Source organism: Enterobacter cloacae complex sp. IR5401 (genome assembly GCF_049238425.1).
Taxonomy (GTDB): Bacteria; Pseudomonadota; Gammaproteobacteria; order Enterobacterales; family Enterobacteriaceae; genus Enterobacter; species Enterobacter hormaechei_C.
Genome location: NZ_JBMKHN010000004.1, coordinates 1 through 22,262 on the forward strand (window position 1 = coordinate 1; position 22,262 = coordinate 22,262).

Annotated in this window: 34 protein-coding genes, 1 tRNA gene and 1 pseudogene; 33 read left to right on the plus strand and 3 right to left on the minus strand. The window is 53.3% G+C overall.

Annotated elements, in window-relative coordinates:
* Nucleotides 1-48: 48 nt before the first annotated feature.
* A complete protein-coding gene (locus ACOTX1_RS07430; protein ID WP_263522818.1) occupies nt 49-600 on the minus strand; it encodes a hypothetical protein in 552 nt (183 codons plus the stop codon).
* A gap of 719 nt (nt 601-1,319) precedes the next feature.
* On the opposite strand from ACOTX1_RS07430, the gene ACOTX1_RS07435 reads away from it, so the two are divergent.
* Nucleotides 1,320-1,517 (plus strand): hypothetical protein, encoded by a 198-nt coding sequence (locus tag ACOTX1_RS07435; RefSeq protein ID WP_023313997.1) that lies wholly within the window; start codon nt 1,320-1,322, stop codon nt 1,515-1,517.
* Between the two features lie 144 nt (nt 1,518-1,661).
* On the opposite strand, the gene ACOTX1_RS07440 is transcribed toward ACOTX1_RS07435, so the two are convergent.
* The gene (locus ACOTX1_RS07440) at nt 1,662-2,435 is read right to left on the minus strand and encodes a hypothetical protein (protein WP_032667315.1); all 774 of its coding nucleotides are present in this window, start codon (nt 2,433-2,435) and stop codon (nt 1,662-1,664) included.
* Nucleotides 2,436-2,576: 141 nt separating this feature from the next.
* Nucleotides 2,577-3,218 (minus strand): LexA family protein, encoded by a 642-nt coding sequence (locus ACOTX1_RS07445; RefSeq protein WP_129318006.1) that lies wholly within the window; start codon nt 3,216-3,218, stop codon nt 2,577-2,579.
* 103 nt (nt 3,219-3,321) lie between these two features.
* On the opposite strand from ACOTX1_RS07445, the gene ACOTX1_RS07450 reads away from it, so the two are divergent.
* The 32 genes and pseudogenes from ACOTX1_RS07450 to ACOTX1_RS07605 all read left to right on the plus strand — a co-directional run bounded on the left by ACOTX1_RS07450 (nt 3,322) and on the right by ACOTX1_RS07605 (nt 22,253).
* Entirely contained in the window at nt 3,322-3,537 is a 216-nt protein-coding gene (locus ACOTX1_RS07450) for a helix-turn-helix domain-containing protein (protein WP_006809779.1), read from the plus strand.
* Nucleotides 3,538-3,567: 30 nt separating this feature from the next.
* The gene (locus tag ACOTX1_RS07455; RefSeq protein ID WP_045332366.1) at nt 3,568-4,110 is read left to right on the plus strand and encodes a toxin YdaT family protein; all 543 of its coding nucleotides are present in this window, start codon (nt 3,568-3,570) and stop codon (nt 4,108-4,110) included.
* Between the two features lie 184 nt (nt 4,111-4,294).
* Entirely contained in the window at nt 4,295-5,230 is a 936-nt protein-coding gene (locus tag ACOTX1_RS07460) for a replication protein (RefSeq protein WP_136779984.1), read from the plus strand.
* On the plus strand, nt 5,227-5,916 hold the full coding sequence (locus ACOTX1_RS07465; protein ID WP_129318004.1) for a replication protein P: 690 nt from the start codon (nt 5,227-5,229) through the stop codon (nt 5,914-5,916). The genes ACOTX1_RS07460 and ACOTX1_RS07465 overlap by 4 nt, the downstream gene beginning before the upstream one ends.
* A 1-nt stretch (nt 5,917) precedes the next feature.
* Nucleotides 5,918-6,217, plus strand: coding sequence for a hypothetical protein (locus ACOTX1_RS07470; protein ID WP_023303590.1), 300 nt, complete (start codon nt 5,918-5,920; stop codon nt 6,215-6,217).
* Nucleotides 6,214-6,711 carry a hypothetical protein gene (locus tag ACOTX1_RS07475; protein WP_201745547.1) on the plus strand — a complete coding sequence of 166 codons (498 nt, stop codon included), beginning with the start codon at nt 6,214-6,216 and terminating at the stop codon, nt 6,709-6,711. Before ACOTX1_RS07470 ends, ACOTX1_RS07475 begins: the two co-directional genes overlap by 4 nt.
* A complete protein-coding gene (locus ACOTX1_RS07480) occupies nt 6,708-7,307 on the plus strand; it encodes a hypothetical protein (RefSeq protein ID WP_263522828.1) in 600 nt (199 codons plus the stop codon). The genes ACOTX1_RS07475 and ACOTX1_RS07480 overlap by 4 nt, the downstream gene beginning before the upstream one ends.
* Before the next feature lie 23 nt (nt 7,308-7,330).
* A pseudogene (locus tag ACOTX1_RS07485) lies at nt 7,331-7,705 on the plus strand (hypothetical protein); the annotation flags it as partial.
* 4 nt (nt 7,706-7,709) lie between these two features.
* On the plus strand, nt 7,710-8,258 hold the full coding sequence (locus ACOTX1_RS07490; protein WP_263522830.1) for a hypothetical protein: 549 nt from the start codon (nt 7,710-7,712) through the stop codon (nt 8,256-8,258).
* Nucleotides 8,259-8,888: 630 nt separating this feature from the next.
* Nucleotides 8,889-9,344: a YbcN family protein gene (locus ACOTX1_RS07495; protein ID WP_263522831.1), complete on the plus strand. Its 456-nt coding sequence runs from the start codon at nt 8,889-8,891 to the stop codon at nt 9,342-9,344.
* Complete coding sequence (locus tag ACOTX1_RS07500) at nt 9,344-9,514, plus strand: NinE family protein (protein ID WP_059287854.1); 171 nt, start codon at nt 9,344-9,346, stop codon at nt 9,512-9,514. The genes ACOTX1_RS07495 and ACOTX1_RS07500 overlap by 1 nt, the downstream gene beginning before the upstream one ends.
* Nucleotides 9,507-10,145 (plus strand): recombination protein NinG, encoded by a 639-nt coding sequence (locus ACOTX1_RS07505; RefSeq protein WP_047642423.1) that lies wholly within the window; start codon nt 9,507-9,509, stop codon nt 10,143-10,145. Before ACOTX1_RS07500 ends, ACOTX1_RS07505 begins: the two co-directional genes overlap by 8 nt.
* A complete protein-coding gene (locus ACOTX1_RS07510) occupies nt 10,142-10,258 on the plus strand; it encodes a hypothetical protein (protein WP_101731559.1) in 117 nt (38 codons plus the stop codon). Before ACOTX1_RS07505 ends, ACOTX1_RS07510 begins: the two co-directional genes overlap by 4 nt.
* Complete coding sequence (locus ACOTX1_RS07515) at nt 10,255-10,944, plus strand: bacteriophage antitermination protein Q (protein ID WP_059291150.1); 690 nt, start codon at nt 10,255-10,257, stop codon at nt 10,942-10,944. Before ACOTX1_RS07510 ends, ACOTX1_RS07515 begins: the two co-directional genes overlap by 4 nt.
* Before the next feature lie 252 nt (nt 10,945-11,196).
* Nucleotides 11,197-11,703 carry an HNH endonuclease gene (locus tag ACOTX1_RS07520; protein ID WP_050595449.1) on the plus strand — a complete coding sequence of 169 codons (507 nt, stop codon included), beginning with the start codon at nt 11,197-11,199 and terminating at the stop codon, nt 11,701-11,703.
* Nucleotides 11,704-11,707: 4 nt separating this feature from the next.
* Nucleotides 11,708-11,782, plus strand: a tRNA-Thr gene (locus ACOTX1_RS07525).
* Between the two features lie 164 nt (nt 11,783-11,946).
* Entirely contained in the window at nt 11,947-12,348 is a 402-nt protein-coding gene (locus ACOTX1_RS07530) for a putative holin (RefSeq protein ID WP_001514183.1), read from the plus strand.
* Nucleotides 12,345-12,620 (plus strand): phage holin family protein, encoded by a 276-nt coding sequence (locus ACOTX1_RS07535; protein WP_001514184.1) that lies wholly within the window; start codon nt 12,345-12,347, stop codon nt 12,618-12,620. The genes ACOTX1_RS07530 and ACOTX1_RS07535 overlap by 4 nt, the downstream gene beginning before the upstream one ends.
* 3 nt (nt 12,621-12,623) lie before the next feature.
* A complete protein-coding gene (locus ACOTX1_RS07540) occupies nt 12,624-13,064 on the plus strand; it encodes a lysozyme (RefSeq protein ID WP_263522838.1) in 441 nt (146 codons plus the stop codon).
* Nucleotides 13,061-13,447 (plus strand): DUF2570 domain-containing protein, encoded by a 387-nt coding sequence (locus ACOTX1_RS07545; protein WP_032667335.1) that lies wholly within the window; start codon nt 13,061-13,063, stop codon nt 13,445-13,447. Before ACOTX1_RS07540 ends, ACOTX1_RS07545 begins: the two co-directional genes overlap by 4 nt.
* A complete protein-coding gene (gene lysC / locus ACOTX1_RS07550) occupies nt 13,431-13,604 on the plus strand; it encodes an Rz1-like lysis system protein LysC (RefSeq protein WP_125358202.1) in 174 nt (57 codons plus the stop codon). The genes ACOTX1_RS07545 and lysC overlap by 17 nt, the downstream gene beginning before the upstream one ends.
* Before the next feature lie 77 nt (nt 13,605-13,681).
* Nucleotides 13,682-13,891 carry a hypothetical protein gene (locus ACOTX1_RS07555; protein WP_032667337.1) on the plus strand — a complete coding sequence of 70 codons (210 nt, stop codon included), beginning with the start codon at nt 13,682-13,684 and terminating at the stop codon, nt 13,889-13,891.
* Nucleotides 13,892-13,984: 93 nt separating this feature from the next.
* Entirely contained in the window at nt 13,985-14,236 is a 252-nt protein-coding gene (locus ACOTX1_RS07560; RefSeq protein ID WP_058685222.1) for a hypothetical protein, read from the plus strand.
* 104 nt (nt 14,237-14,340) lie between these two features.
* Nucleotides 14,341-14,559 carry a hypothetical protein gene (locus ACOTX1_RS07565; RefSeq protein WP_126502161.1) on the plus strand — a complete coding sequence of 73 codons (219 nt, stop codon included), beginning with the start codon at nt 14,341-14,343 and terminating at the stop codon, nt 14,557-14,559.
* A gap of 3 nt (nt 14,560-14,562) precedes the next feature.
* Complete coding sequence (locus tag ACOTX1_RS07570) at nt 14,563-15,201, plus strand: putative metallopeptidase (protein ID WP_126502162.1); 639 nt, start codon at nt 14,563-14,565, stop codon at nt 15,199-15,201.
* A gap of 32 nt (nt 15,202-15,233) precedes the next feature.
* Nucleotides 15,234-15,713: a DUF2280 domain-containing protein gene (locus ACOTX1_RS07575; protein ID WP_102751926.1), complete on the plus strand. Its 480-nt coding sequence runs from the start codon at nt 15,234-15,236 to the stop codon at nt 15,711-15,713.
* Nucleotides 15,700-17,178, plus strand: a complete 1,479-nt coding sequence (locus tag ACOTX1_RS07580) for a DNA-packaging protein (RefSeq protein WP_102751925.1) — start codon at nt 15,700-15,702, stop codon at nt 17,176-17,178. The genes ACOTX1_RS07575 and ACOTX1_RS07580 overlap by 14 nt, the downstream gene beginning before the upstream one ends.
* 15 nt (nt 17,179-17,193) lie before the next feature.
* Nucleotides 17,194-18,543, plus strand: a complete 1,350-nt coding sequence (locus ACOTX1_RS07585) for an anti-CBASS protein Acb1 family protein (protein WP_045325450.1) — start codon at nt 17,194-17,196, stop codon at nt 18,541-18,543.
* Complete coding sequence (locus tag ACOTX1_RS07590) at nt 18,503-19,429, plus strand: phage minor head protein (RefSeq protein WP_045325451.1); 927 nt, start codon at nt 18,503-18,505, stop codon at nt 19,427-19,429. Before ACOTX1_RS07585 ends, ACOTX1_RS07590 begins: the two co-directional genes overlap by 41 nt.
* Nucleotides 19,430-19,431: 2 nt before the next feature.
* Nucleotides 19,432-20,697 carry a hypothetical protein gene (locus tag ACOTX1_RS07595; RefSeq protein WP_263522009.1) on the plus strand — a complete coding sequence of 422 codons (1,266 nt, stop codon included), beginning with the start codon at nt 19,432-19,434 and terminating at the stop codon, nt 20,695-20,697.
* Between the two features lie 12 nt (nt 20,698-20,709).
* Nucleotides 20,710-21,159: a phage cement protein gene (locus ACOTX1_RS07600; RefSeq protein ID WP_023330664.1), complete on the plus strand. Its 450-nt coding sequence runs from the start codon at nt 20,710-20,712 to the stop codon at nt 21,157-21,159.
* Between the two features lie 17 nt (nt 21,160-21,176).
* Nucleotides 21,177-22,253, plus strand: a complete 1,077-nt coding sequence (locus tag ACOTX1_RS07605) for a major capsid protein (protein ID WP_263522005.1) — start codon at nt 21,177-21,179, stop codon at nt 22,251-22,253.
* Nucleotides 22,254-22,262 lie beyond the last annotated feature (9 nt).

Sequence of the window (22,262 nt, forward strand, 5' to 3'; positions counted from 1 at the left end):
AGCGCACTAAGACCGCACGAATATAATGGTGGGTTAACGCCAAACGAATCAGAAAACCGATACTGGAAAAACTCTAACGCGGTGGCCAGTTTTTGTTGACCACTTCATTTCCCAGTTTGATGCCTCTTCTTCAGCCTCATAAAGGCGATCGCCATACTCGCACTCGAGTTCCTGGCGCACTTCATCACGAAGCTTCTCCTTGATGATCTCGGAGGCCTCTTCAATCGGCATTGTTTCCAGAATCGTCTCTGGCTGATGAGTGCCGTATTTCAGTGAGATATCAGTAGCAAACATGCAACCTCCAAAAAAATGCCCGCGCGCTGGCGGGCAAAGAAGACTTTTCCAATCCAACCAGAACAGGATCATCGTCTCCTGTGCGGTTGAGATGGCAGTATTACCATCACCAAGCATCGGCACCCGGTGCTTGAGGCTGGTTCTGTCGTTACCCGCTGATGCGGGAGAAATGTTTTGGTGGTGTGGTGGCTGGAGTCGAACCAGCTTCCATCGGTGCGCTGCCGATTGGGTTACGCGCGCCTTGCGGATTTCATCGCGAATTTTTTCCGCAAGCCTATTCCCTACCTCGCCGTTGAGCTTCACCACACCCCAAAACATTCCAGAAATTGCCCCTGAATCGGCAGGGACGACCGGGCTTAAATTAGGTTTATGTCCCTACAACCCATCACCTGAAATGATGTGCCTCAGCGCCACTTGAGCGCGTTAAGCTGGTTGAGATAGCGATCTGCTTGCTTTCTGAAGGTTCTCGCTGCGTTCTTGCGTTACGGCTAAGCCATACCGTTAGCAATAGGGACAGGATGAGCAGGCTTTGCATGTTCTTCCTGTTTGGAGCTGTAAGTCATTCCTCGATGTTGGTTTTCAGTCGTCACTGTTACCTGTTACATAACTCCTCCGATACGGTGCGCCGCGTCGAAAAGGGTGGCAGCGGCTAGCCATTTGAACGTGATGCCCAGTCGGGCGTGAAAGATTCTGTGATTCAGCACAGCCCACTCAGCTTCGAATGGACTGGAATAAATCTTTTTTTCGCTTTGCCATAATTGCCGCTCCTCCTGAGCCCGCCTATGGTCCGACGCATGGTTTACTGTCGCGCCGTTCGACTTACCGAATCTCCACTTCGCCGCTGGCTAACTTCGCTCAGCTGTCGATGTTTCGTTTCGATGGGTGGATAATCACATATTGTGTTTTATTGGTCAACACGAATTGTGATTAATGATGACAACAAAGCGTGTTGTTGCTGATTTGAAAGGGAATTTATTTTTTTAAATACCAGTGCTACGCTTAAAAAAACAGCAGGAGGGATGTGCATGGTTCTGGATGAAGAGCGTATAAGCATGAAAATTCAGGCGATGGGGCGGGCGGTGATGGAATTGTCACTGGCTGATTTACCCATGACCCAGCAAAACATCATCGACAAGCTGAAGCAGTACCGGAAGGAAACAGGAAACGTGATAGGGAAGGGAGCTAACAGGGATGCTGCGGAGTTGGTGAGGAAGGGGCAATAAAAAAGCCCGCACGGGCGGGCAGGTAGTGTTGCGATAGTTATTGTTATCAGCTTCAGGCTGGATAGTTATCGGCAGAATGGGGGTCGGCTTTATGGGTGGGCAATAAAAAACCCGGCGCGGTGGCCGGGTTTAGTTCTGAGGGGGTTAAGCCTGCTCAGCCTCGTCTCTCCGGATGCTATCAATTGCAGCATCGAGACGTGACAGTGATTTTGCAGTCCAGTTAACAGTCTTCCCACCCGTTGGAGCGCAGGGTGTTATGTCACCATTAGCAATCAACTGGCGAATGTGTGAAACTTCGTTTTCTGTGATCGGCACTGGCTGACTTAACAGGTTATTAGTATCCATGATCATCCCCTTATGTAAAAGCGCTTCAGCAACATCTGAAATCAAGAGCTTGCTTGTTTCGATGTTCATACTGCCGCTATTAAAATCAACATATCTAACTTCGCCGCCAGTCCGAATATCATTCGCCTTTGCAGCATCGATGGAAGTTCTTGCGCAACCAGTTTTTTGCCAAGTTCCGCCAGCATAAGGTGCCCCGGTACCGGCAAAAACAGCATTGGTAATAATCTGACCGTTTTCATCGATATATTGAGCTGCTAACATTTCGCCAATATCAAAGATGATAGTGTTAGTTGAGATCTTGACGATGTGAAGAGTTATTGCTTCGCTGCCATCAATCAAGATAGGTGGCCTTGGCTCGCTTAAGTCTGTGGCCCACCACTCTTTCCAGTGCTGAATTAAAAGTCCATTACCAGCCAGGGTAAGAACATGATCGTCGCGGACTGCCATTTTACCGAACCCGGTATCATCCACATATGCGACGTGCCCTGGATAACCTAGATCATCCAAGCCTCTGGACCAACGCGAGTCCGTTGCAACTAAACGATTCACACGGTCATAAATAGTTGTAGTCATTATAGACGCTCTCAGCATCAAGGTTGTGCGATTCTACAGTAATCAGAGAATTCTTCTAATCGATAATACTTATCGGTAAAGTAACTTTTACTTTAACGATTGATTAAAACTGCATTTAAGAGATTGATAGAAGCATAAGGATTAAATCAGCCGCATCTTCGTCTCTACAGCAACACCGATAATTCGACAGTTACCATTCACCGCTACCAATGGCCACTGTGGATTTAAACCCTTCAGGTACTTCTGCGCACCGTCGATCACTAACTTCTTAAATGTTGCCTCGTTCGAATCGGATAGCTTTGCTATTACCAGACTGCCGTTGATTGCCTCGCGCCCAGTATCGAAGAGGACAAAGGTTCCTTCTGGGATGCTAAGACCCGCCGGTGCTGTCATTGAGTCACCATCAACCTGCAGCCAGAACGCCTCCCCCTGAATGTGAGCATCTGATTCAAGCCAAAGGTCGATATCTTTAAGGGTGTACGGCTCAACAGCTTCACACCAGGCGCCCGCCTGAACTTTGCTAATAACTGGGTATTTATCACCTGGCTTGTAAGAGCCTTTGTAGTCATCGCCAAAAAGCAGCTCGGCAGGCGCAACCCCCAGCGCCTTAGCTATTACAGTTGCATCATCAACGCTAACGCTCCTGGTGCCTGATTCGTAATTCCCTATGCGTGACTGCGAGGCCCACCCGCAAAGCTCTGCGAGAGCCTTTTGTGACAGCCCTTTATCTTCGCGAAGTCGCTTAATGCGGCCCGCTATATCTTCGATTCTATTCATTCTCATTTTGTATCACGCGCCGTGTTAAAAAGCTTTACACGAATTGTGTTGATTAATAATCACGAATTGTGTTTAATGATGCTGAGTGACCATTCTTGAAAGGATCAGCATGAACAATATCGCCAACGAACGTAAGAAGCTTGGCATCACTCAATCAGAGTTAGCAGGTTCGTGCGGCTGGAACCAGTCCCGCCTTGCTAACTATGAAGCTGGCATACGAGCACCAGACCTGGATTCGTGCCGCCGCCTGGTTGACGCGATGAATAAGCTGGGGAGCAATACATCTCTCGATGCGTTGTTCCCACCAAAAAATAATGCCGCCTGATTGGCGGCCCTAACCACGAAAGGGAAAGCAATGCATTCACTTGCGTATCAACACAATACCGGAATACACCCGGGAGCGGTGATAAATCGCGCTCAACCTAAGGCGGCGCCAGACCACGAAAAGATCCGCGATGCGGTCCGGGCATGGTCGTCGGCGCTGGACAATCAGGACGTCGTTTCGGCGCTGATCATCAACGAGTACCGGGAGCAGGGCGGGACCGCCATCAGCTTCCCGGAAGACATCAGCCGGGCACGCCAGAAACTCTTTCGCTTCCTGGATAACCGCTTCGACTCTGAGCAGTACCGCGAGAACGTGCGCCAGCTGACGCCCGCAATCATGGCGGTCCTGCCGGTTGAGTATCGAACTCGCCTGATCGGCGCCGATTGCAAAATGTCTCGCCTTGCTGAAGCCGAGAAAGAACTCGCAGAGGCTAAGCAGGCCGTGCTGCTGGACGCTCCAGAGCATCAGAAGCTGAAAGAGGTAAGCGAGGGAATAGCGTCGCTGTTCCGCCTCATGCCGGAGCAGGTAGGCCCGCTGATGACGATGGTCACGTCGATGCTGGGGGTTATGTGAGAACTACAAAAATGGCGAAAGCCGGTCTGCGCGAACAGAACCGACTTTCAGGTGCAAATGCAGATAACAAGTGCGAGGTCATTATGACAAATGCTAATCCAAAACGCCAGGCGCAGGAGGTTTAACTGTGTCGAACGTCGCTTACGCAAATTTCGCGGCGCACTCAGCCGCAAGGAGCAACAGGATGGAGAACCAGAAATCTGGTTACGTCCCGTTGTACCGGAGCATCAAGAAGAAGTCCTGGGCTAAGGATGTTTTCCTGCGCGCGCTGTGGGAGAACCTGCTCATTGACGCAGCCAGACAGCCATACACGGCATTCTTCAAGGGCAAGCAATGGCCTCTGCAACCCGGTCAACTGGTCGTCACTGCTGCGGATCTAGGCCTTCAGTTGTGTGACCGCCAGGGCAACCCGACAAGCCGCGACGCAGTGGAGAGAATGCTGTCTGTTTTCGTCCGCGAAGGGATGATTTCCATCGAAGGAGAGAAGCGAAAAGGCAGGGTGATCACCATCACGAACTACGTCGAATATGCTCAAAAAATGGACGATTTACCCGCACATAAAGCCGCACATACAGGCGCACATGATGAAGCCAGTAACGGCGCGGGTTCAGATGGGTATACCGCACATAAGGCCGCACAATTCCCCGCACATCATGAACAAGAAGGTAATAACAAGAATATAAATAACTTATCGTCCGAGAATTCTGACGAATCCTCTGACGCACGTCTCAAGAAATTTTTATCAGCTCATCCAGAAGCTGCGATTTACACACCATCCGGTGCTAAGTGGGGATCGGCTGAAGACCTCAAAACTGCCCAGTGGATTTCCACCAGGGTGAAGCTGATTAACCCAACCTGCAAAGCCCCGGACATGACCTCCTGGTCTAACACCGTTCGCCTGATGCGCCAGATAGACAACAGGTCGCACCAGGACATCTGCGCGCTGTACGACTGGGCAAGCAAACACCACTTCTGGCAGACCAACATCCTGAGCCCGGAAAGCCTGCGTAAGCAGTGGGACAAGCTGACGATGCAGCGCAATGCTGGTGGCGAGCAGCGCGCCGCTAAGCCGGATCTGGACTTCAACAACACTGACTGGGCTTATGGGGTGATTCGATGAAATCTCTTGCAGAGCAGATGCGTAACCACGACCGCGAGCAGATGAGCCGCATGGCTCATAACCTGCCAGAGCAGTACCAGGAACGCGCACCGGTCGAGCAGGTGGCTCAAGTGTTCAACGGGCTGTTCAACCAACTGCGTGCCGCGTTCCCGGCCAGCATGGCGAACTTCCGCACCCAGGACGACCTGAACGAATTCCGCCGTCAGTGGCTGCTGGCGTTTCAAGAGAACGGGATCCACTCAATGGCGCAAGTCGATGCCGGTATGCGCATTGCCCGCCGCCAGGAGCGCCCATTCCTGCCGTCGCCGGGCCAGTTCGTCGCCTGGTGCAAGCAGAGCGGCGGCGCGCTGGGCGTCAACGTTGACCAGGTGATCGCCGAATACTGGGACTGGCGTAACCGTTCGTTTGAATTCACCTCCAGTGAGCATTTCCCCTGGTCGCAGCCGGTCATGTACCACATCTGCGTTGAACTGCGCCACCGCAGCACAGAGCGCCAGTTAACGCATGGTGAGTTGGCGCGCGAAGCGGGCGATCTGCTGGACATGTGGGAGAAGCGCGTCACCGAGGGTAAACCAGTGCCGCCGGTACGCCGGGCAATTGCAGCGCCTGCCGCAGAGCATGGGCCAACGCCGATCCAGCTGCTTCAGGCCAAGTACAACCGCAACAAGTCGAACGGGATGGTGTGAGATGAAAGGAAAACAGGCAATTCTGCGTTATCTCGAAACGCACCGGACCTTCACCGCGAAGGATGTGGCCACAGAGTGCGGCATGACCATCAACTGCATCACGAAGAACGCCATCGATCTGGAGCGGGCCCGCAAGATTGTCCGGGTGAGCAAGGTCTGGAGAACGGTGACTTATCGCCTGGCGACACCAGAAGAGCAGGCCGGTACGGCACGAAGCTGTACCAATGGGATATTTCAGGAGTGCCGCAACAGTCCGGCGATGAGAAGGGTATTGATGGTTTGGGGGAGGGTAGGGGTATGAAATTATTTGAGATGGAAGGTTTTCTGCGTGGCAAATGCTTGCCTGGCGACATGAAGGTAAACGAAACGAACGCCGAATACCTGGTGCGTAAGTTCACTGAGTTAGAGCAGAAGCTTGCAGAGTCTCAGCGCGAGTTCCGCGCAGCTGATGCGACTATCGAGAATCTGCAGATGAAGCTTGAGAAGATGGCTGCGGAGAATGCGGGACTGAAGTCAGCGATTGACGCAACTATCGGATGGCAGCAATCAACCGATCCGGAGAATGTCGAAAGCGTTCGAATGCTGGTCGACATTAAAACCCCAGCAACGGACGCTTTCTTGGCTGAAGTGCGGGCCAGCGAAATTGATAGCTTAGCTGGCGTGGCTGAAACAATGTTGGTCAAGTTCTCCAATCAGCAGTGCTCATCTGATATGCATGAGGTTGTTGGCTGGAAGATGGTTCTCCAGCAGGCCAATAATCGCGCCGCCCAGCATCGCAAAGGAGTGCAGTCATGAGCGACAAAATGCAAGTTATGAAAGCGTATTACGTGCAGGGCGACGAATACGGGATTATCCGTTTCGCTACAAGTAATGTCGTAGCTCGCCGTGAAGGCGCGAACGAACTGGAAGAGGAATTCAACTGCGTATCATGTAAGCGCATCCCAGGGGCTGACAAATACGCCGAAATTGGTCGTGTTCCAGCTCGCGTTCTGGTTGAAGAGTTTGGTTTTTGGCAAGAGTGCTCTTATTGCAGTCGTCACGTTGATGAAGAGACGGAAGGCCGCGTATGGGATGGAGATGCCGCGTATTGCGATATGGAGTGCGAGGCGCGCTGGATTAATCATCGCCTTGATTGCGAAGCAGAACGCAAGCGTACTCGTGAGGCAGAGCAGGCAGCAATTGCGGAAGCGGAAGCAAAGTTCCCTGGAATTACAGACGCCACGGCCTACATCGGCCATAAGAAAGACATCACGGTTTATTTTAGATTCCCCAGTGGATTAGCAAAGGCCTCATGGACTGTTGGCGAGAATCATGCGGGTACCAGTCGCGATGATGGAGAGGCGTTCAAAGCGTACATCAACTCAATTCGTCAAGGGGAGGCCGCCCAATGAGCAACATAGACAAGCGCGCGACAGAACTGCTGATTGAAAACGGAGTGCTTGTTGCCGACACGCTGAGGCATTTAGCTGATAACGAAATCGACTCCGACTACTTTGCTATTTGCCACACCAACGAAAACGGCACTGAAATTGAATGCGAGCTGGCAATTACCGATTACGCGCGCCAAGCAGCTGGAACCGTTGATGAACTGGTAAAGGCGCTGGAAGCCGCAGAGAAGCGGATTGCTGAGCTGGAGGCGCGGGAGGTTGTACTGCCGAGTACGCAAGATGTTCACCCATTAGGGCCACAGTCGGCGAAAATTTTTTGTGAGTTTCACCGGAGTATCGTGAACAGATGCGCCGATGAGATTCGCAAGGTTGGTGTCAAAGTCAGCATCAAGGGGAATTAGGGTTATGGCTGAATTAACCAAAGAATGGCTCCAGCAGACCATCGCGGAGCTTGAAGAAGAGCGCGATGCTGTGCCCGGCGTTGTAAACGTAGATGCGGCTAAGGCGCTTACTGCGATGAAGCTGGCGCTGGCATCGCTCGAAGCGGATGGAACCCTCGCCAATGAGGGCACCATAACAGCCACGCAGTTTAAGCCGGTAGCAGACCTGTACGGCTTAACCTCGCCAACCGGCAGCGAAACATCATTCACTTTCGACGCTGTTGAAGCTCGTGATTTTGTTGATGGCGGTTGGTCATGCCAGGAGTACGTGGTGCTTGAACGCTTTCAGGAGGCTGTGAGTGGCAACTCTCCTGTGATTCCGGATGGTTGGGTGGCTGTCCCGGTCGAGCCTACAGAACACATGATCGTCGAAGGCTTTGAGTCTGAGCCAGATGAGTTCTTTAGCGATGCGGAGTTGTGGGAAGCATACAACGCCATGACCGGATGTCAGCAGGCGGCGCACAGAGCGAAGCTGTGCTGGGCAGCCATGATTGCAGCATCACAAAAATCTTGAAAATTACCATATCTTGTATAGTTGAAACTTATCCTAAACAGATGTTTAATAGAACCTTCCCCAGTAGGTGAAAAAGAAAATGGAGGTTATTTTGACCCAGTTTTTGGATTCCCCCGCATGCTCCTGACGAGCGTAACATCTCAGTGTCCGGCTAGGGGATAAAGAAGTTAGATTGGAGTAGTGGGAAGAGGGTGGCGCAAAAGGCTGGGCCGATTGCTACCAGCACACCTTGTGGGTGTGCAGCTCTCGCCTTGATCGTTACGGTGATGGGTTAATCCATGAAAAGCCTTGTGGCCGGACATAAACTCGGCTTGCGGAGTCCGACGGCTGGATACGTCCAATAACCTGGATGACCAACTGCAACTCGAGGGAATTAGCATTAACTAGGCCTGCCAGTCGCCCAACGAGAAGCCACCGAAAGGTGGTTTTTTCGTTTCTAATTCGTGTTGATTATTGATAATCAACCAGCCATAATTAAGTCGCCGTCGGAGTTGAACGCCCGACGGTAAGACTTCTGCGCATTTGATGGGGACATTAAATGCGACCACAACTTGAACGTATCACCTTGTCACAGATGCTTAACGGCACCTGCGATTTTCTGCATTCTGCGTTACCTCTCGGAGGTGGCGTATGATTCTCCCAAAAGACGGCATCAAGCTACATCGTGGCAATATTAACGCTATCACCCAGCACCTTCACCCACTTCTGAATGACGGGCAATGCTTCCGCCTTCAAATTAAGCCGTGGAGAGAGAAGCGCAGCCTGTCGCAGAACGCGCTCTTTCATCTTTGGATGGGAGAAATCAGCGAATATCTCATCAAATCCGGGCGTACCGACGCAACGCCGGAATGGGTTAAGCGCAACCTCAAAAAGACGTACCTCGGCTGCGAAGAAGTCACCTATACCGACTTCATTACCGGTGCGAAAGAAACCTCATGGGAGCCTCGACACACCTCCCTCCTCGACACTGGAGAGATGCATATCTTCATGTGCAAGGTCGAAGCCTGGTGCGCCCAGTTCGGCCTGGCGCTGACTATCCCCAGCGGCTGCGAATTCCAGCAGCTGCGCGATAAGCAGGAGGCATGATGTCTACTCCACTTTCCCGCGTCATCACCAACGAAATCTTCCGCGTTCCGGCGCGCCGTCAGCGTAAGCCCGTGGTTAAGCCGTCCGACATCCCGACCCTGAAGGGCTACACCGCCCGCCTGGTGGATCATAAATGGCTGTGTCTCGCGGCACGGAGGAATCATGCGTAAACCAACCCGTCGAACCTGCAAGGTCTGCAAAGAGAAATTCACCGCTACCTTCGACAACGTCTGGTGGTGCTGTCCTGAGCATGGCGCCATCTACGCGCTGGATTTGAGGGCAAAGCAGAAGGTGAAAGAGGCCGCTAAGCGTATCAGTGAACAGAAAGAGGCAGAGAAGGCAGGGCGAAAACGCCGACAAGAAAAGCGCGAGTCACTAAAGTCTAAATCCCAGTGGGATAAGGAGGCCCAATCGGCCTTCAACCGCTACATACGGATCCGGGACGAGGGAAAAGAATGCGTCAGCTGCGGCAATCCACTCATCGGCAAGAGCAATTACCTGACAGGCAGCGCCATTGACGCCAGCCATTACCGTTCGCGCGGCGCTGCATCGCATCTCAAATTCAACGTGTTTAACGTCCACTCCGCTTGCACCCGCTGCAACCGGCAGTTGAGCGGCAATGCTGTCGAGTACCGGATCCGTCTGATTGAGCGTATCGGACAGGAACGTGTCGAGCGCCTTGAATCTGATAACGATCCGCGCCGCTTCGATATCCCATACCTTCAGCGCATCAAATCCATTTTCACACGCAAAGCCCGCGCGCTGGAAAAACGCCGCGCCCGCCGACAGGAGGCAGCATGAACCACGCCGACTTCCTGCGGTACCAGGCAGAAAGCGTTAAGCGCGCCTGCATGCCACCAGTAGCAAAGCACAGCCAGACTAAAACCAACCAGCCACATAAGGAAGCCGCATGAACAGTCAGCAACTGGAATACGTACGTCAGCAGCTCATTGTGGCGACCGCAGATCTGAGCGGGGCGACGAAAGGGCAACTGGTAGCTTTCGCCGAGAATGCACAGTTCACCGCGACGGCGCGCAGTCGGGGACGGAAGAAAATAACCGACCCGGTCACCGGCCGGAAGGTTAACCCCGACGGCCCGGCGATGAGCGGCAGCCAGTCCCGAGCTAAGGGATCATCCATCGCGCTGGTGGGCCCGGTTGAGTTCGTGACCGCATCATGGCGCCGCGCTGTCCTGTCCCTGGAAGACCACCAGAAAGCATGGCTGCTGTGGAACTACAGCGAAAATATCCGCTTTGAGTACCAGGTGGCGATTACCCAATGGGCATGGGCAGAGTTCCGGGAGCAACTCGGCGCGAAGAAGGTGGCCGGCAAGACGATGGAACGCCTGAAGAAGCTTATCTGGCTGGCGGCGCAGGACGTCAAAGCGGAGCTGGCGGGTAAGGATGTGTATCAGCATCAGGACCTGGCCGCCCTGTGTGGCGTTAAGCCTGATAACTGGTGCCATAACTACGCCGACTACTGGCGGGCCATGTGTACCATCTTTAAGCGGCTTGATGGCGATTCTCTTCTCTGCACTGTGAGAACACGATCACAACAAAAGGCGACTTTTTCGCAGCAGGGTATTGCAAAAGTCAATTAAATAGCATACATTTCATGTAAATCTGATATCGTCGCCATAGCTTTGATTGTCGACACAAAGAATTAAGAGCCCGAGGTTAAAGCCTTGGGCTTTTTTATTTCCAAATTTCACAAGCGCACCGCAATGCGCTCTCAACTACGTCGAATCCAAAACCCTTTGAAATGAGCCTTTGAGGAAGTCAGTTAGTGCTGGCGAGCCTCGACGGGCTGATTTCCATTGCGGCAAAGGTTCATTTCAAAGCAAGGAAAACGCATGAGCTCAAAAACAATCCCTTTACCAATCGCAAAGGCTAGACAGTTTTTGGAAGTTGATGGCAGTAGTGAAAGTGGGTTGAGGTGGAAGGTTGATGCTAGCACCAGAGCAAAAAAAGGCGCCAGGGCTGGAAGTCTTGATAACCACGGTTACTACTACGTCAAAATAGACGGCGTGAAATATAAAGCGCATCGACTTGTCTGGGCCATAGCAAATGGTGAAATCCCAGATGGCATGACAATTGATCACATTGATAGAAATACTAAAAACAATTCCTTAGAAAATTTGAGGATTGCAGATTATAAGCTCCAGGCTGAAAATCGTAGCCGTGACTACCTTAAATTACGCACGAATTGCGGCTCCCTAACTGTCAGGAAATCTGGGCGAATTGACGCCTCGATCTGTATAAACTCCAAGAGATTTTATAAAAGCGGGCGAGATAAAGCTGAGCTTATTAAATGGATGGAGGAAGTGCAGAGTAACAAGATGGCTCATCTACTTGACTAATTTCGCCGGTCTAGTTCAGTGGCAGAACGGCAGCCTTGTAAGCTGCGCGTCAGAGGTTCGATTCCTTTGCCCGGCACCAGAACCCACTACCTGGGACCCTTCGGCCAGAGAGCCGACATTGCCTTACCCTCACATTGCCAGCCTGTCGCTGGCTTTTTTATTTTCAGGCCCCGGGAAACATCCTCGACATGCCTTGTTGTTAAATCGTCCCGAGGGCCTGAACCAACTACACACGGAATAAATATGTCTGAGACCTTCACTATCGTAGGCGTTGGTCTTACATCGTCATCAGTCGGTGTAACCTTTGCCACGCTGTTTCCGGAGGCGACTCCAGCAGTGATGCTCGGATCACTCGCCGGAACTGCGCTATACGTTCTGACCTCAGATCCCCATCAACTCTGGAAGCAGGCTATCTTTGCGCTGATATCGTTTATCAGTGGCGTGTTCTTCTCCGTGCCCATGGCGAAAATCATGGCCGGAATCATCAACACGCCGTTAAGCCTGATGAAGCCACCGGCCAGCATTGAGGTATCGCCAGCTGTCGGTGCAATTGTCACTGCTTCCATTTCCGTGGCAGTCCTGCTGCGCATTCTCCGCAAATCCAAAAGCGGGAAGATGCCGGGGCTGGGGGAGGAAGATAAATGACATGGCAGCTTCTTCTGATGGATGCAAACGCCATAGTTTGCCTGTTAATCATGGTCAGGCTGATGTTTTTCCGGAAAGAGGGAAAGCGTCATCGCCTTAGTGTCGCGGTGCTGGCCTACCTGGTCATCCTTGCCGCCGGATTCAACGCCTTCAACATTCTGCTCGGCCACTACGTTCAGGTTAACCTCGGCGATCTGCTGCTGAACTCCGTCATCTGCATGGCGGTGTGGCTGGCGCGCGGTAACCTGGCGAAGGTCGTTATAACGGAGTAGTCCATGCAAACAAGCGAAAAGGGGATAGCCCTGATAAAGCAATTCGAAGGCTGCAAACTCACCGCCTACCAGGACAGTGTCGGCGTCTGGACGATCGGCTATGGCTGGACTCAGCCTGTCGACGGCAAGCCTATCCGCGCCAGGATGACAATTAAGCAGGAAACAGCAGAACGTCTGCTGAAGACCGGACTGGTCAGCTACGAAAGCGACGTGTCCCGCCTGGTTAAAGTCGGCTTGACTCAGGGGCAATTCGACGCCCTGGTATCGTTCACGTACAACCTCGGCGCCCGGTCACTGTCGACATCGACTCTTCTACGAAAACTCAACGCCGGTGATTATGCTGGCGCTGCCGATGAGTTCATGCACTGGAATAAAGCCGGTGGCAAAGTCCTGAATGGGCTGACCCGTCGGCGTGAGGCGGAGCGCGCTCTGTTCCTGTCGTGATTGGTGCACTGGTTAAGCGTTACTGGCTGCAACTGATTGTGGTGGCTGTAATAGGCGTGCTGGCGTTCTTCGTGAACCACTACCGCGACAACGCCATCACCTACAAAGACCAGCGCGATAAGGCGACGGTCCGGGCAGACACATCAGAGGCGATCACCAGCAACGTGATCACCACGATGAACATCATCCGTGACATCTCACAGGCTACCCAGAATGCAAAGAACGAACTGGCTCATAAAGGCGAAACGCGCATTGTCTACATCAGGCAGGCGCTTGAAGGCGATCCGTGCGCTAACCAGCTTGTTCCTTCTTCCGCTGCTGACAGCCTGCGGGAATACGCAGACAGTTTACGTTCCAGCCCCAGTGGTGCCGATAAGCGCTGACCTGACAGCTGACACGCCGATCCCCGGAATTACGGTTCCGTTTACGTGGCAGGCAAGTCTGGAGTTAAACGCTCAGCTCTATACGGCGCTTGGGCAGTGCAATCTGGATAAGGCAGCAATCCGCAAAATCGAAGAGGAAAGGCAGCATGAAAAATAATCAATGTACTCAGGGCTTTGATAACCCTTCAAAGTTCCGCAAGGAATGGGATAAGCAGACAGAAGGGAAATAGCCCAATGGGTACTTTTATCAAGGGCTGGAAAGTGATGCTCCTGACCAAGGAGAGGCATGCTTCTGGAAAAGCACCAGAGCAAGTCGGCTGGCAGAGCAGCAATGAGCCAGACATTCGCGATGGAGTGCTGATTATCAAAAATGGCCTGGATACCCATGGCGTACCGCTAAACATCATTCATGGCTTCAGCATCGAAGCTGTAAAGGCTGAATGACATTACAGAAGCTCTTCACTGAGGGGCTTCGATAATGCTTTTAAAATAATGGCTTAAGTAATAATCTGATCCTTCACAAAAAAAGGAGGCATCATGAAGTACGCTAAGCTTATTTCTACGCTTATTTTCGAGAGTTCAGATGGGGAAAAATTTAAGTACGATATTTTTCAAGATTTCCCTGCGGCAGATTTCTACGCTGTAATTCATGCCCAACAGGAGGTCTCTACTGAAAAGTACGGCAACTGCCCGACATGGATAGTAATCAACGGCTATTTACGGTTGGGTCCGCTTAACCCAGCTGCATGTGATGAAGAATGCAAAGCTCATTTCATGAATCATTATTGACGGCGTAGCCCTCATCCCCTTAGTTGGCAGGGCTTTGATTGCCATCACAAAGGCCACTCCATCCTAGTGGCTTTTTTAATGGCTTCAACCTGAAGGGCTAAATCATGTCCAGCATCTACCAAATCACCCTGACCACCCAAACAGGCGAAACCTTCACGGGCAAGATGTCACGACGTCAGCCTGAGCTGGTTAACGGCTTTGTGCCGCTGGCGACAGAGACGGGCGAGTGGCTTTATTTCGCTCCGGCCGATGTGAAGCGCGTGGAGTTCACGCCAGTACCGGCAGAGCAGTCAGAGCCGCCAGCAGAACAAACGACGGAGTAATCCATGGCTAACGATGACGAGCGCAGGCCATATCCGCCAGTTAACTTCATCGCCTCCGACAACTGGCAGCCATACACCCGGCTCATTCCCGCCAATGAAGTGCATGAGTGGGTAAGCCGCCAAATCCTCAGCGATTCCGGCAGCATCCATAACCCTGACCACGAACACCTGCTTGAGGCCGATCTCTGCTTTATGTGGGCGTCTGACTCGTTGGCGAAGAAGGGGCGCTTGGTTCTCGGTCAGGCCGAACAGGTAATGCTCCGCGCCGGTGGGTGGCAGAAAGCCAGAATGGAACAGCAGATGCATGAATGGTTCGGGCGCGTCCCGAAGTTCATCATCACGCTGGCGGCCGATTACTGCTCACAATGCAGTGACCTCGAGTTCTGCGCACTGGTAGAGCATGAGCTTTACCACATTGCCCAAGCCACCGATGATTTCGGCGCGCCTAAGTTCAACAAAGAGACCGGGCAGCCAGTGCTCACACTGCGCGGCCACGACGTAGAAGAATTCACTGGTGTCGTACGTCGATACGGTGCCAGCAAAGAAGTGCAGGAGCTCGTTGATGCGGCCAATGCGCCAGCAGAAGTGGCTCACATCGATATAGCCAGGTCATGCGGGACATGCATGCTAAAGCTGGCCTAACAATATGACTGATTATGACAGGCAGGTAATCCATGGCGACACTGAAAGGTGAGGTCAAAGCCTTCATCGTTCAGTCCCTTGCCTGCTTCGATACACCATCCCAGGTGGTTGAGCTGGTCAAAAAAGAATTTGGCCTTAGCATCACTCGTCAGCAGGTCGAATCACACGACCCGACGAAAGCAAACGGCAGGGGGCTGGCGCAGAAATGGGTAGAGCTATTCCACGAAACCCGAAAACGCTTCCAGACCGAATTAAGCGACATTCCGATCGCCAACAAAGCTTATCGTCTCCGCGCGCTTGACCGGATGATGAATAACGCCGAGAAGATGCGAAACATTGCTCTGGCGACCGAAATCATTGAGCAGGCGGCGAAGGAGTGCGGCGATGCCTACACCAATAAGCACAAGTTTGAACATTCCGGCCCGAATGGTGGCGCCATCCAGACGATCACCATGAGCAAAGAGGAATACAAATCCGCACGGCAGGAGATGATGGAGGATGACGACTGCTGAGCAAAGGGCATTTGCCCGTAAGGTTGAATGCGAAGAGGATGGGCTCTATTACGCTCGTTACTTCTTTAAGCAGCGCACCGGCGGAAAGATGATTGTCGCGCCTCACCATAAGGTGATTCAGCAAACGCTGGACCGCGTCATTGATGGTGAGATTCAACGCCTGATCATTAATGTTCCGCCTGGCTACACGAAAACGGAACTGGCGACCATCAATATGATGGGCCGAGGGCTGGCGCTGAACTGCCGGGCCCGTTTCATGCACCTGTCCTATTCGCATAATCTGGCGCTGCTGAACTCATCCACAGCGCGCGGCATGATTAAGTCGCAGGCATACCAATCCATGTGGCCGATGGCGCTGCGCGATGATGCTGACAGCAAGGCCATGTGGTGGACTGAGCACGGCGGCGGCGTTTATGCGTCGTCAGCTGCTGGACAGGTTACCGGCTTTCGTGCCGGACACATGGAACCGGGCTGGCAGGGCGCGCTGATTATCGATGACCCGGTTAAGCCAGATGACGCTTACTCAGAGATCGTCCGCGACGGGGTAAACAACCGCTTTAACGAGACAATTAAATCACGACTGGCGATCGAGACGACGCCGATGATTGTCATCATGCAGCGGATCCATTACCACGACCTGAGCGGCTATCTGCTGCGTGGCGGGAGTGGAGAGAAATGGCATCACCTGAATCTGCCGGTGATTATCGACAATAGTCAGCCATACGCAGCGCAGTACCCTGAAAACTCACACGCTATACCGATTGACCATGGCTTACCTGACGGCTGGCTGTGGCCTTTTAAGCATAATGAATCGCACCGCGTATCGCTGTTTTCTCACCGGCGCACTGCCGAAGCCCAGTATATGCAGAAGCCTCGACGGTTTAATGCTGAGGGCGCGCTGTGGACAGAGGTGATGATCAGCGCAGCACGTGATCTGCAAATTCATCACGACAAGGTACGCACGGTCGTGGCCATAGACCCGCAGGCAACAAATAGCGACGAAAGCGATGAAACAGGGATCGTTGCTGCCAGCTCATATGGTGCCGGTGACAAAAAGCAGTTTTCTGTGGATGGCGATTACAGCGGCAAATATTCACCTGCTGGATGGGCCAAGAAGGCCATATCGGCTTATGAGCAACACGAAGCTGACGCGATAGTCATCGAGACGAACCAGGGCGGAGATATGGCGGAGGAGACACTCCGCAACGCCGGGTTCAAAGGTCGCATCATTCGTGTCCATGCCAGCAAGGGGAAGTATGCCCGCGCGGAGCCCATATCAGCGCTCTACGAGCAGGGGCGAGTGGCAAATCACGGCAATCTCTACGTGTTGGAGAACCAGCTGATGGAATACATACCCGCCACTGCAAAGAAATCACCTGACCGCCTCGACGCGATGGTTTACGCCCTGACAGAACTGAATGGATCGCAACCTGTGGGGATGATGATTCCAAAACGCCTTCGCTAACCAAACGGACAAACCATGACTGACAAATTAACTCTCGCCGTCAACCATGCGTTGAACGATGCGCGGATGGCGCGGGCCCGTATGGGGCTTATGGCGCCAACAATGGGGCTGGATAATAAGCGCCATTCCGCATGGTGCGAATATGGCTTCCCTGAGCAGGTAACCTACGAAAACCTCTACGCACTGTACCGTCGCGGTGGTATCGCTCACGGCGCAGTAGAGAAACTGGTGGGCAAGTGCTGGCAGACTAACCCGGAAATCATCGAGGGTGACGATGCCGACGAGAGCGAAAACGAAACCGCCTGGGAAAACAAGTCAAAGCAGGTATTCAACAACCGGTTCTGGCGCTCATTTGCCGAGGCGGATCGTCGTCGCCTTGTCGGTCGTTATGCAGGAATACTTCTGCACGTCCGCGATGGAAAAGACTGGAACCTTCCGGTAACCAAAGGGCGAGGTCTTCAGAAAATATCAGTGGCGTGGGCCGGATCGCTTACGGTGAGCGAGTGGGACACTGGGCTGAACTCGAAGACTTACGGTCAGCCGAAAATGTGGCAGTACGCCGAACGCTTGCCGAATGGTTCAAGCCGCCGCGTTAATATCCATCCCGACCGCGTTTTCATCCTTGGTGATTACTCAGACGATGCCATTGGCTTCCTTGAGCCAGCTTATAACGCCTTTGTGAGCCTGGAGAAGGTAGAGGGCGGGTCTGGTGAGTCATTCCTGAAGAACGCCGCTCGCCAGTTAGCACTTAGTTTCGACAAGGAAATCGACTTTGGCAGCATTGCATCTATGTACGGCGTTAAAGTAGATGAGTTGCAGGATAAATTTAATGACGCTGCTCGCGAGATGAATCGCGGAAATGATGTGCTGCTTTCTTTCCAGGGGGCCAGCGTAACCTCCCTCGTTTCTCCGGTTTCTGATCCGTCTCCAACCTATAACGTAAACCTGCAAACAGCCGCCGCAGGAGTTGATATTCCTACGCGTATTCTGGTTGGTAACCAGCAGGCTGAGCGGTCCAGCACCGAAGACCAGAAATACTTTAATGCTCGTTGTCAGTCGCGCCGCGTAGACCTCTCTTTCGAAATAGAGGACTTCTGCGACAAGCTTATCGATCTGCAAATCGTAGACTCAGTCAGCCAGAAAGCAGTTATCTGGGATGACCTGAACGAACAGACCGGTACTGAGAAGCTCACCAACGCCAAGACCATGGGCGAGATTAACCAGACCATGCAGGGAAGCGGCGATGAACCCGCGTTCAGTCGTAAAGAGATTCGCACGGCTGCGGGCTATGACAATGAAGACGAAGAGCCTTTAGGAGAAGAGGATGGCGACGAAGAAGACGAAGCCACCGATTCTGCCGCGTAACTATCAGGATCCGACCGGGGCCGATGCGCTGGAACGCCGGGCAATGAAAGACTTCGCCAGGCGGATGAATAAGATTGGCAAAGCGTACAAATCAGCACTCGACAAAATACCTTCCTCCCTCGCAGTAAACGCCAGATACGAATACCAGCTAAACCCAACGCTACTCTCCATCATCCTGAACGATGCCAGTTACCTGGTTGATCAGGTGCTGCTTGAAGGTGGCGATTACGACCTGTGGTTTTACGAGTACATCGATCTGGCATCAGAGAAAGGTACCGGGCAGTCGTTTTACAACCTCAGCCAGCAATCACCGGCTTATGCCGCTGGGCGTGAATCTCTCGCCTCTATCCTCGCAAGTGACCCATATCAGCAACGAATGGCGCTGGTTCACGCGCGTGTTTTTGAAGAGATGAAAGGTCTAAGCGCAGATGTTAAGCGCGACATGGCGCGCGTGCTGACTGATGGCGTGGGACGTGGGCTCAATCCGCTGGACATTGCCCGCAACCTGACAGACCAGACCGGCATCGAGAAGCGCCGGGCAAACCGTATAGCACGCACTGAAGTGACTACCGCGCTGCGCCGGGCTAAGTGGGATGAAGACCAGGAGGCGAATGACCTCTTCGGCCTGAAAACGCTGCTGGTTCACATCTCGGCACTGTCACCGACAACCCGACATACCCACGCAGTGCGCCATGCCCACCTCTACACCAACGAAGAGGTGCGTGACTGGTACAGCAAAGATGGCAACTCCATCAACTGCAAATGCAGCCAGCAGTCGGTGCTGGTGGATGCGGACGGTAAGCCGGAATACCCAGACACCATCACGAAACTCAAACAGGAATATAAATCGATGCAGGCGCGCGGTTACGCCTGGGCGGAGAAATAACTATGCCTATGCAGGTCAATATCACCACGAAGGTGAACAGCCAGTCTATCAGGCGCGAAACATACAACGATCGCGAGCATCTGGTACTGCCGAGTTACACGCTGCCGGCAAACGTCGTCATGAATGGCGGGTTGTACACGCAAGAACAAATCGACGCCCACTATAAGGGGCTGGAAGGTACCCTGGCGCCGCTGGGCCACCCTCAGGTTAATGGTCAGTTCGTGTCTGCTTTCTCCCCGGAGGGGATTAACGCAGGCCATATCGGCGCGTGGAACCGCAACGTTAAGAAGTCCGGTAATCGCATCTACCTAGAAAAGTGGGTAGATGTTGCCCGCGCTAGCGAGTCGGAAGGTGGCAGGGAACTGCTTGAACGTGTCGCTGCCATTGAGCGCGGTGAAGACGTGCCGCCGATTCATACCAGTGTTGCCGCATTCCTCGACCAGCTTGAACCTAACGAACAACAGAGAGCTACGGGCGCCGAGTGGGTGGCGAAGATTCACAGCATGGACCATGACGCGATCCTGCTGCATGAAGTCGGGGCGGCAACCCCTGAGCAAGGCGTTGGCCTGATGGTCAATGCCGATCTGGCCCAACCGCTCAAGGCTAACTCGGGCGCGCTGGTGGGTGAATCCTACCGTGAGCGCGAGCAGCGTCTCGATCGCGCAGCCAAAGCGAAGTTTGCGGCGGGCGCGGATGAATACGCATGGGTTGCTGATTTCACTGACTCGCAAGCTGTAATCATCCGCAACGGCGGCACCGCTGAGGTGTTTGGCTACAAGTCTGAGGGCGGCGTTATCAGCTTCGATGATACCGGCACCGCAGTAGCGCGACAGGAGTCGTGGGTGGCAGTCGTCGCTAACAAATTCAAAGCTCTATTCACACCGCAGGAACAGCCTGCACCAAACCACAAAACGGAGGGCGACATGCCTTTAACCAAAGAAGAACTGGAACAAATCGGCAGCATGATCGGCCAGGCTGTTGCGACCAATACTGAAGCGGCTATCAAGCCTCTCGCGGAAAAGGTTGATGCGCTGCAGGCCAATCAGAATCAACTCGCGGAAACCCTGACCGCCAATTCGCGCGCTGAAGAGAAAGCCAAGCGTGAGGCGGTAGCAAAGGTGCATGGCGATATCGTCGCGAATGCGCTTTCAGGAGAGCCTTTGGACGCGATGTTCAAGTCACTGGGCGAAGCTGCTCCGCTGGGCACCAACAATGCACAGCAGCACAAAGAAACCGGCGCGCCTTCTGCTGCCGAATACTTCAAATAAGGAGCCGGAATAATGCCTCGTTATCGTCGCGTTAATATCGACGGTCAGTCTCTGTACAAGACCGAAACCCGCACTACGGCCGCCGCACTGCTTCCGGGCACCGCCGCAACCATCAACTCATCGGATAAGTTCGCCCAGGCCACCGCGCTAACCGGCCGCCTGTACATCATCGATGTTGGTTACCACCAGGGTCTGACCATCACTGAATCAATCCCTGCCGGTGATTCAGCTGTCGGCAACTACGTCGAAGAAGGCCGCGAGCTGGCGTTACGCTGCCTGCCTGGCGCGTATAAGAAAGACAGTCCGATCAAGCTGGGTACGGCTGGTCAATTCACCCTAGCCACCTCCGACACTGACTCAGTGATCGGCTACAGCCAGGATGAATATACCATCGCGGCCAGCACCACCGACTTCATTCGCGTGCGCATGCGCGTTGGCACTGTCGCCGCAGCTGGCGCGTAACAAAAGGACAAACACATATGTACTTCTCTAAAGAGACGCTGGCGACTAACTCCCGCCTCGGCGGGCACTGGAGCGAACTGTGGGCAAACCGCAACATGTGGAACCTACAGAACGACTCCATCATTGCAGCTAACCGCGCAATCATGACGCCTGACATGCTGGCCTGTAACGCCGTTGGCGGTTTCTCCCGTGATTTCTGGGCTGAGATCGACAACCAGGTGCTGCAGCTGCGCGATCAGGAAGTCGGTATGGAAATCGTGAACGACCTGATCGGCGTTCAGACGGTGCTGCCGGTCGGTAAGACTGCCAAGCTGTATAACGTGGTAGGAGACATCGCTGACGACGTGTCAGTAAGCATCGATGGCCAGGCGCCGTTCTCCTTCGATCACACTGACTACGCTAGCGACGGCGACCCGATTCCAGTGTTCACTGCTGGCTACGGTGTTAACTGGCGCCATGCTGCTGGCCTTAACTCTGTAGGCATTGATCTGGTACTGGATTCTCAGATGGCGAAGATGCGCAAGTTCAACCAGAAGCGCGTTAACTACTACCTCAACGGCGATTCAAAAATTCAGGTTCAGTCCTACCCCGCGCAGGGCATCAAGAACCATCGCAACACCAAGAAGATTAACCTCAGGTCTGGTGCTGGTGGCGCGAATATCGACCTGACAACTGCAACCACCGAGCAGATCATTGAGTTCTTCGGTAAGGGTGCGTTCGGTACTACTGCGCGTGCCAACAAAGTCTCTTCCTACGATGTCATGTGGGTATCTGACGAGATTTGGGCGAACCTGGCTAAGCCGTATGTAGTGAACGGTGTAATCAGTGGTAACGTTCTGCAAGCCGTCCTGCCATTTGCCCCTGTTAAGGAAATTCGACCAACCTTCGCGTTCTCCGGTAACGAGTTTATCGCGTACGTTCGTCGCCGTGATGTGATCTCTCCACTGGTGGGTATGGCTGTAGGTGTTGTTCCGCTCCCGCGTCCACTGCCTAACGTTAACTACAACTTCCAGATTATGTCTGCTGAAGGTCTGCAAATCACCGCAGACGATCAGGGCCTTTCTGGCGTTGTCTACGGCGCAGACCTGGCGTAAGGAAACAGC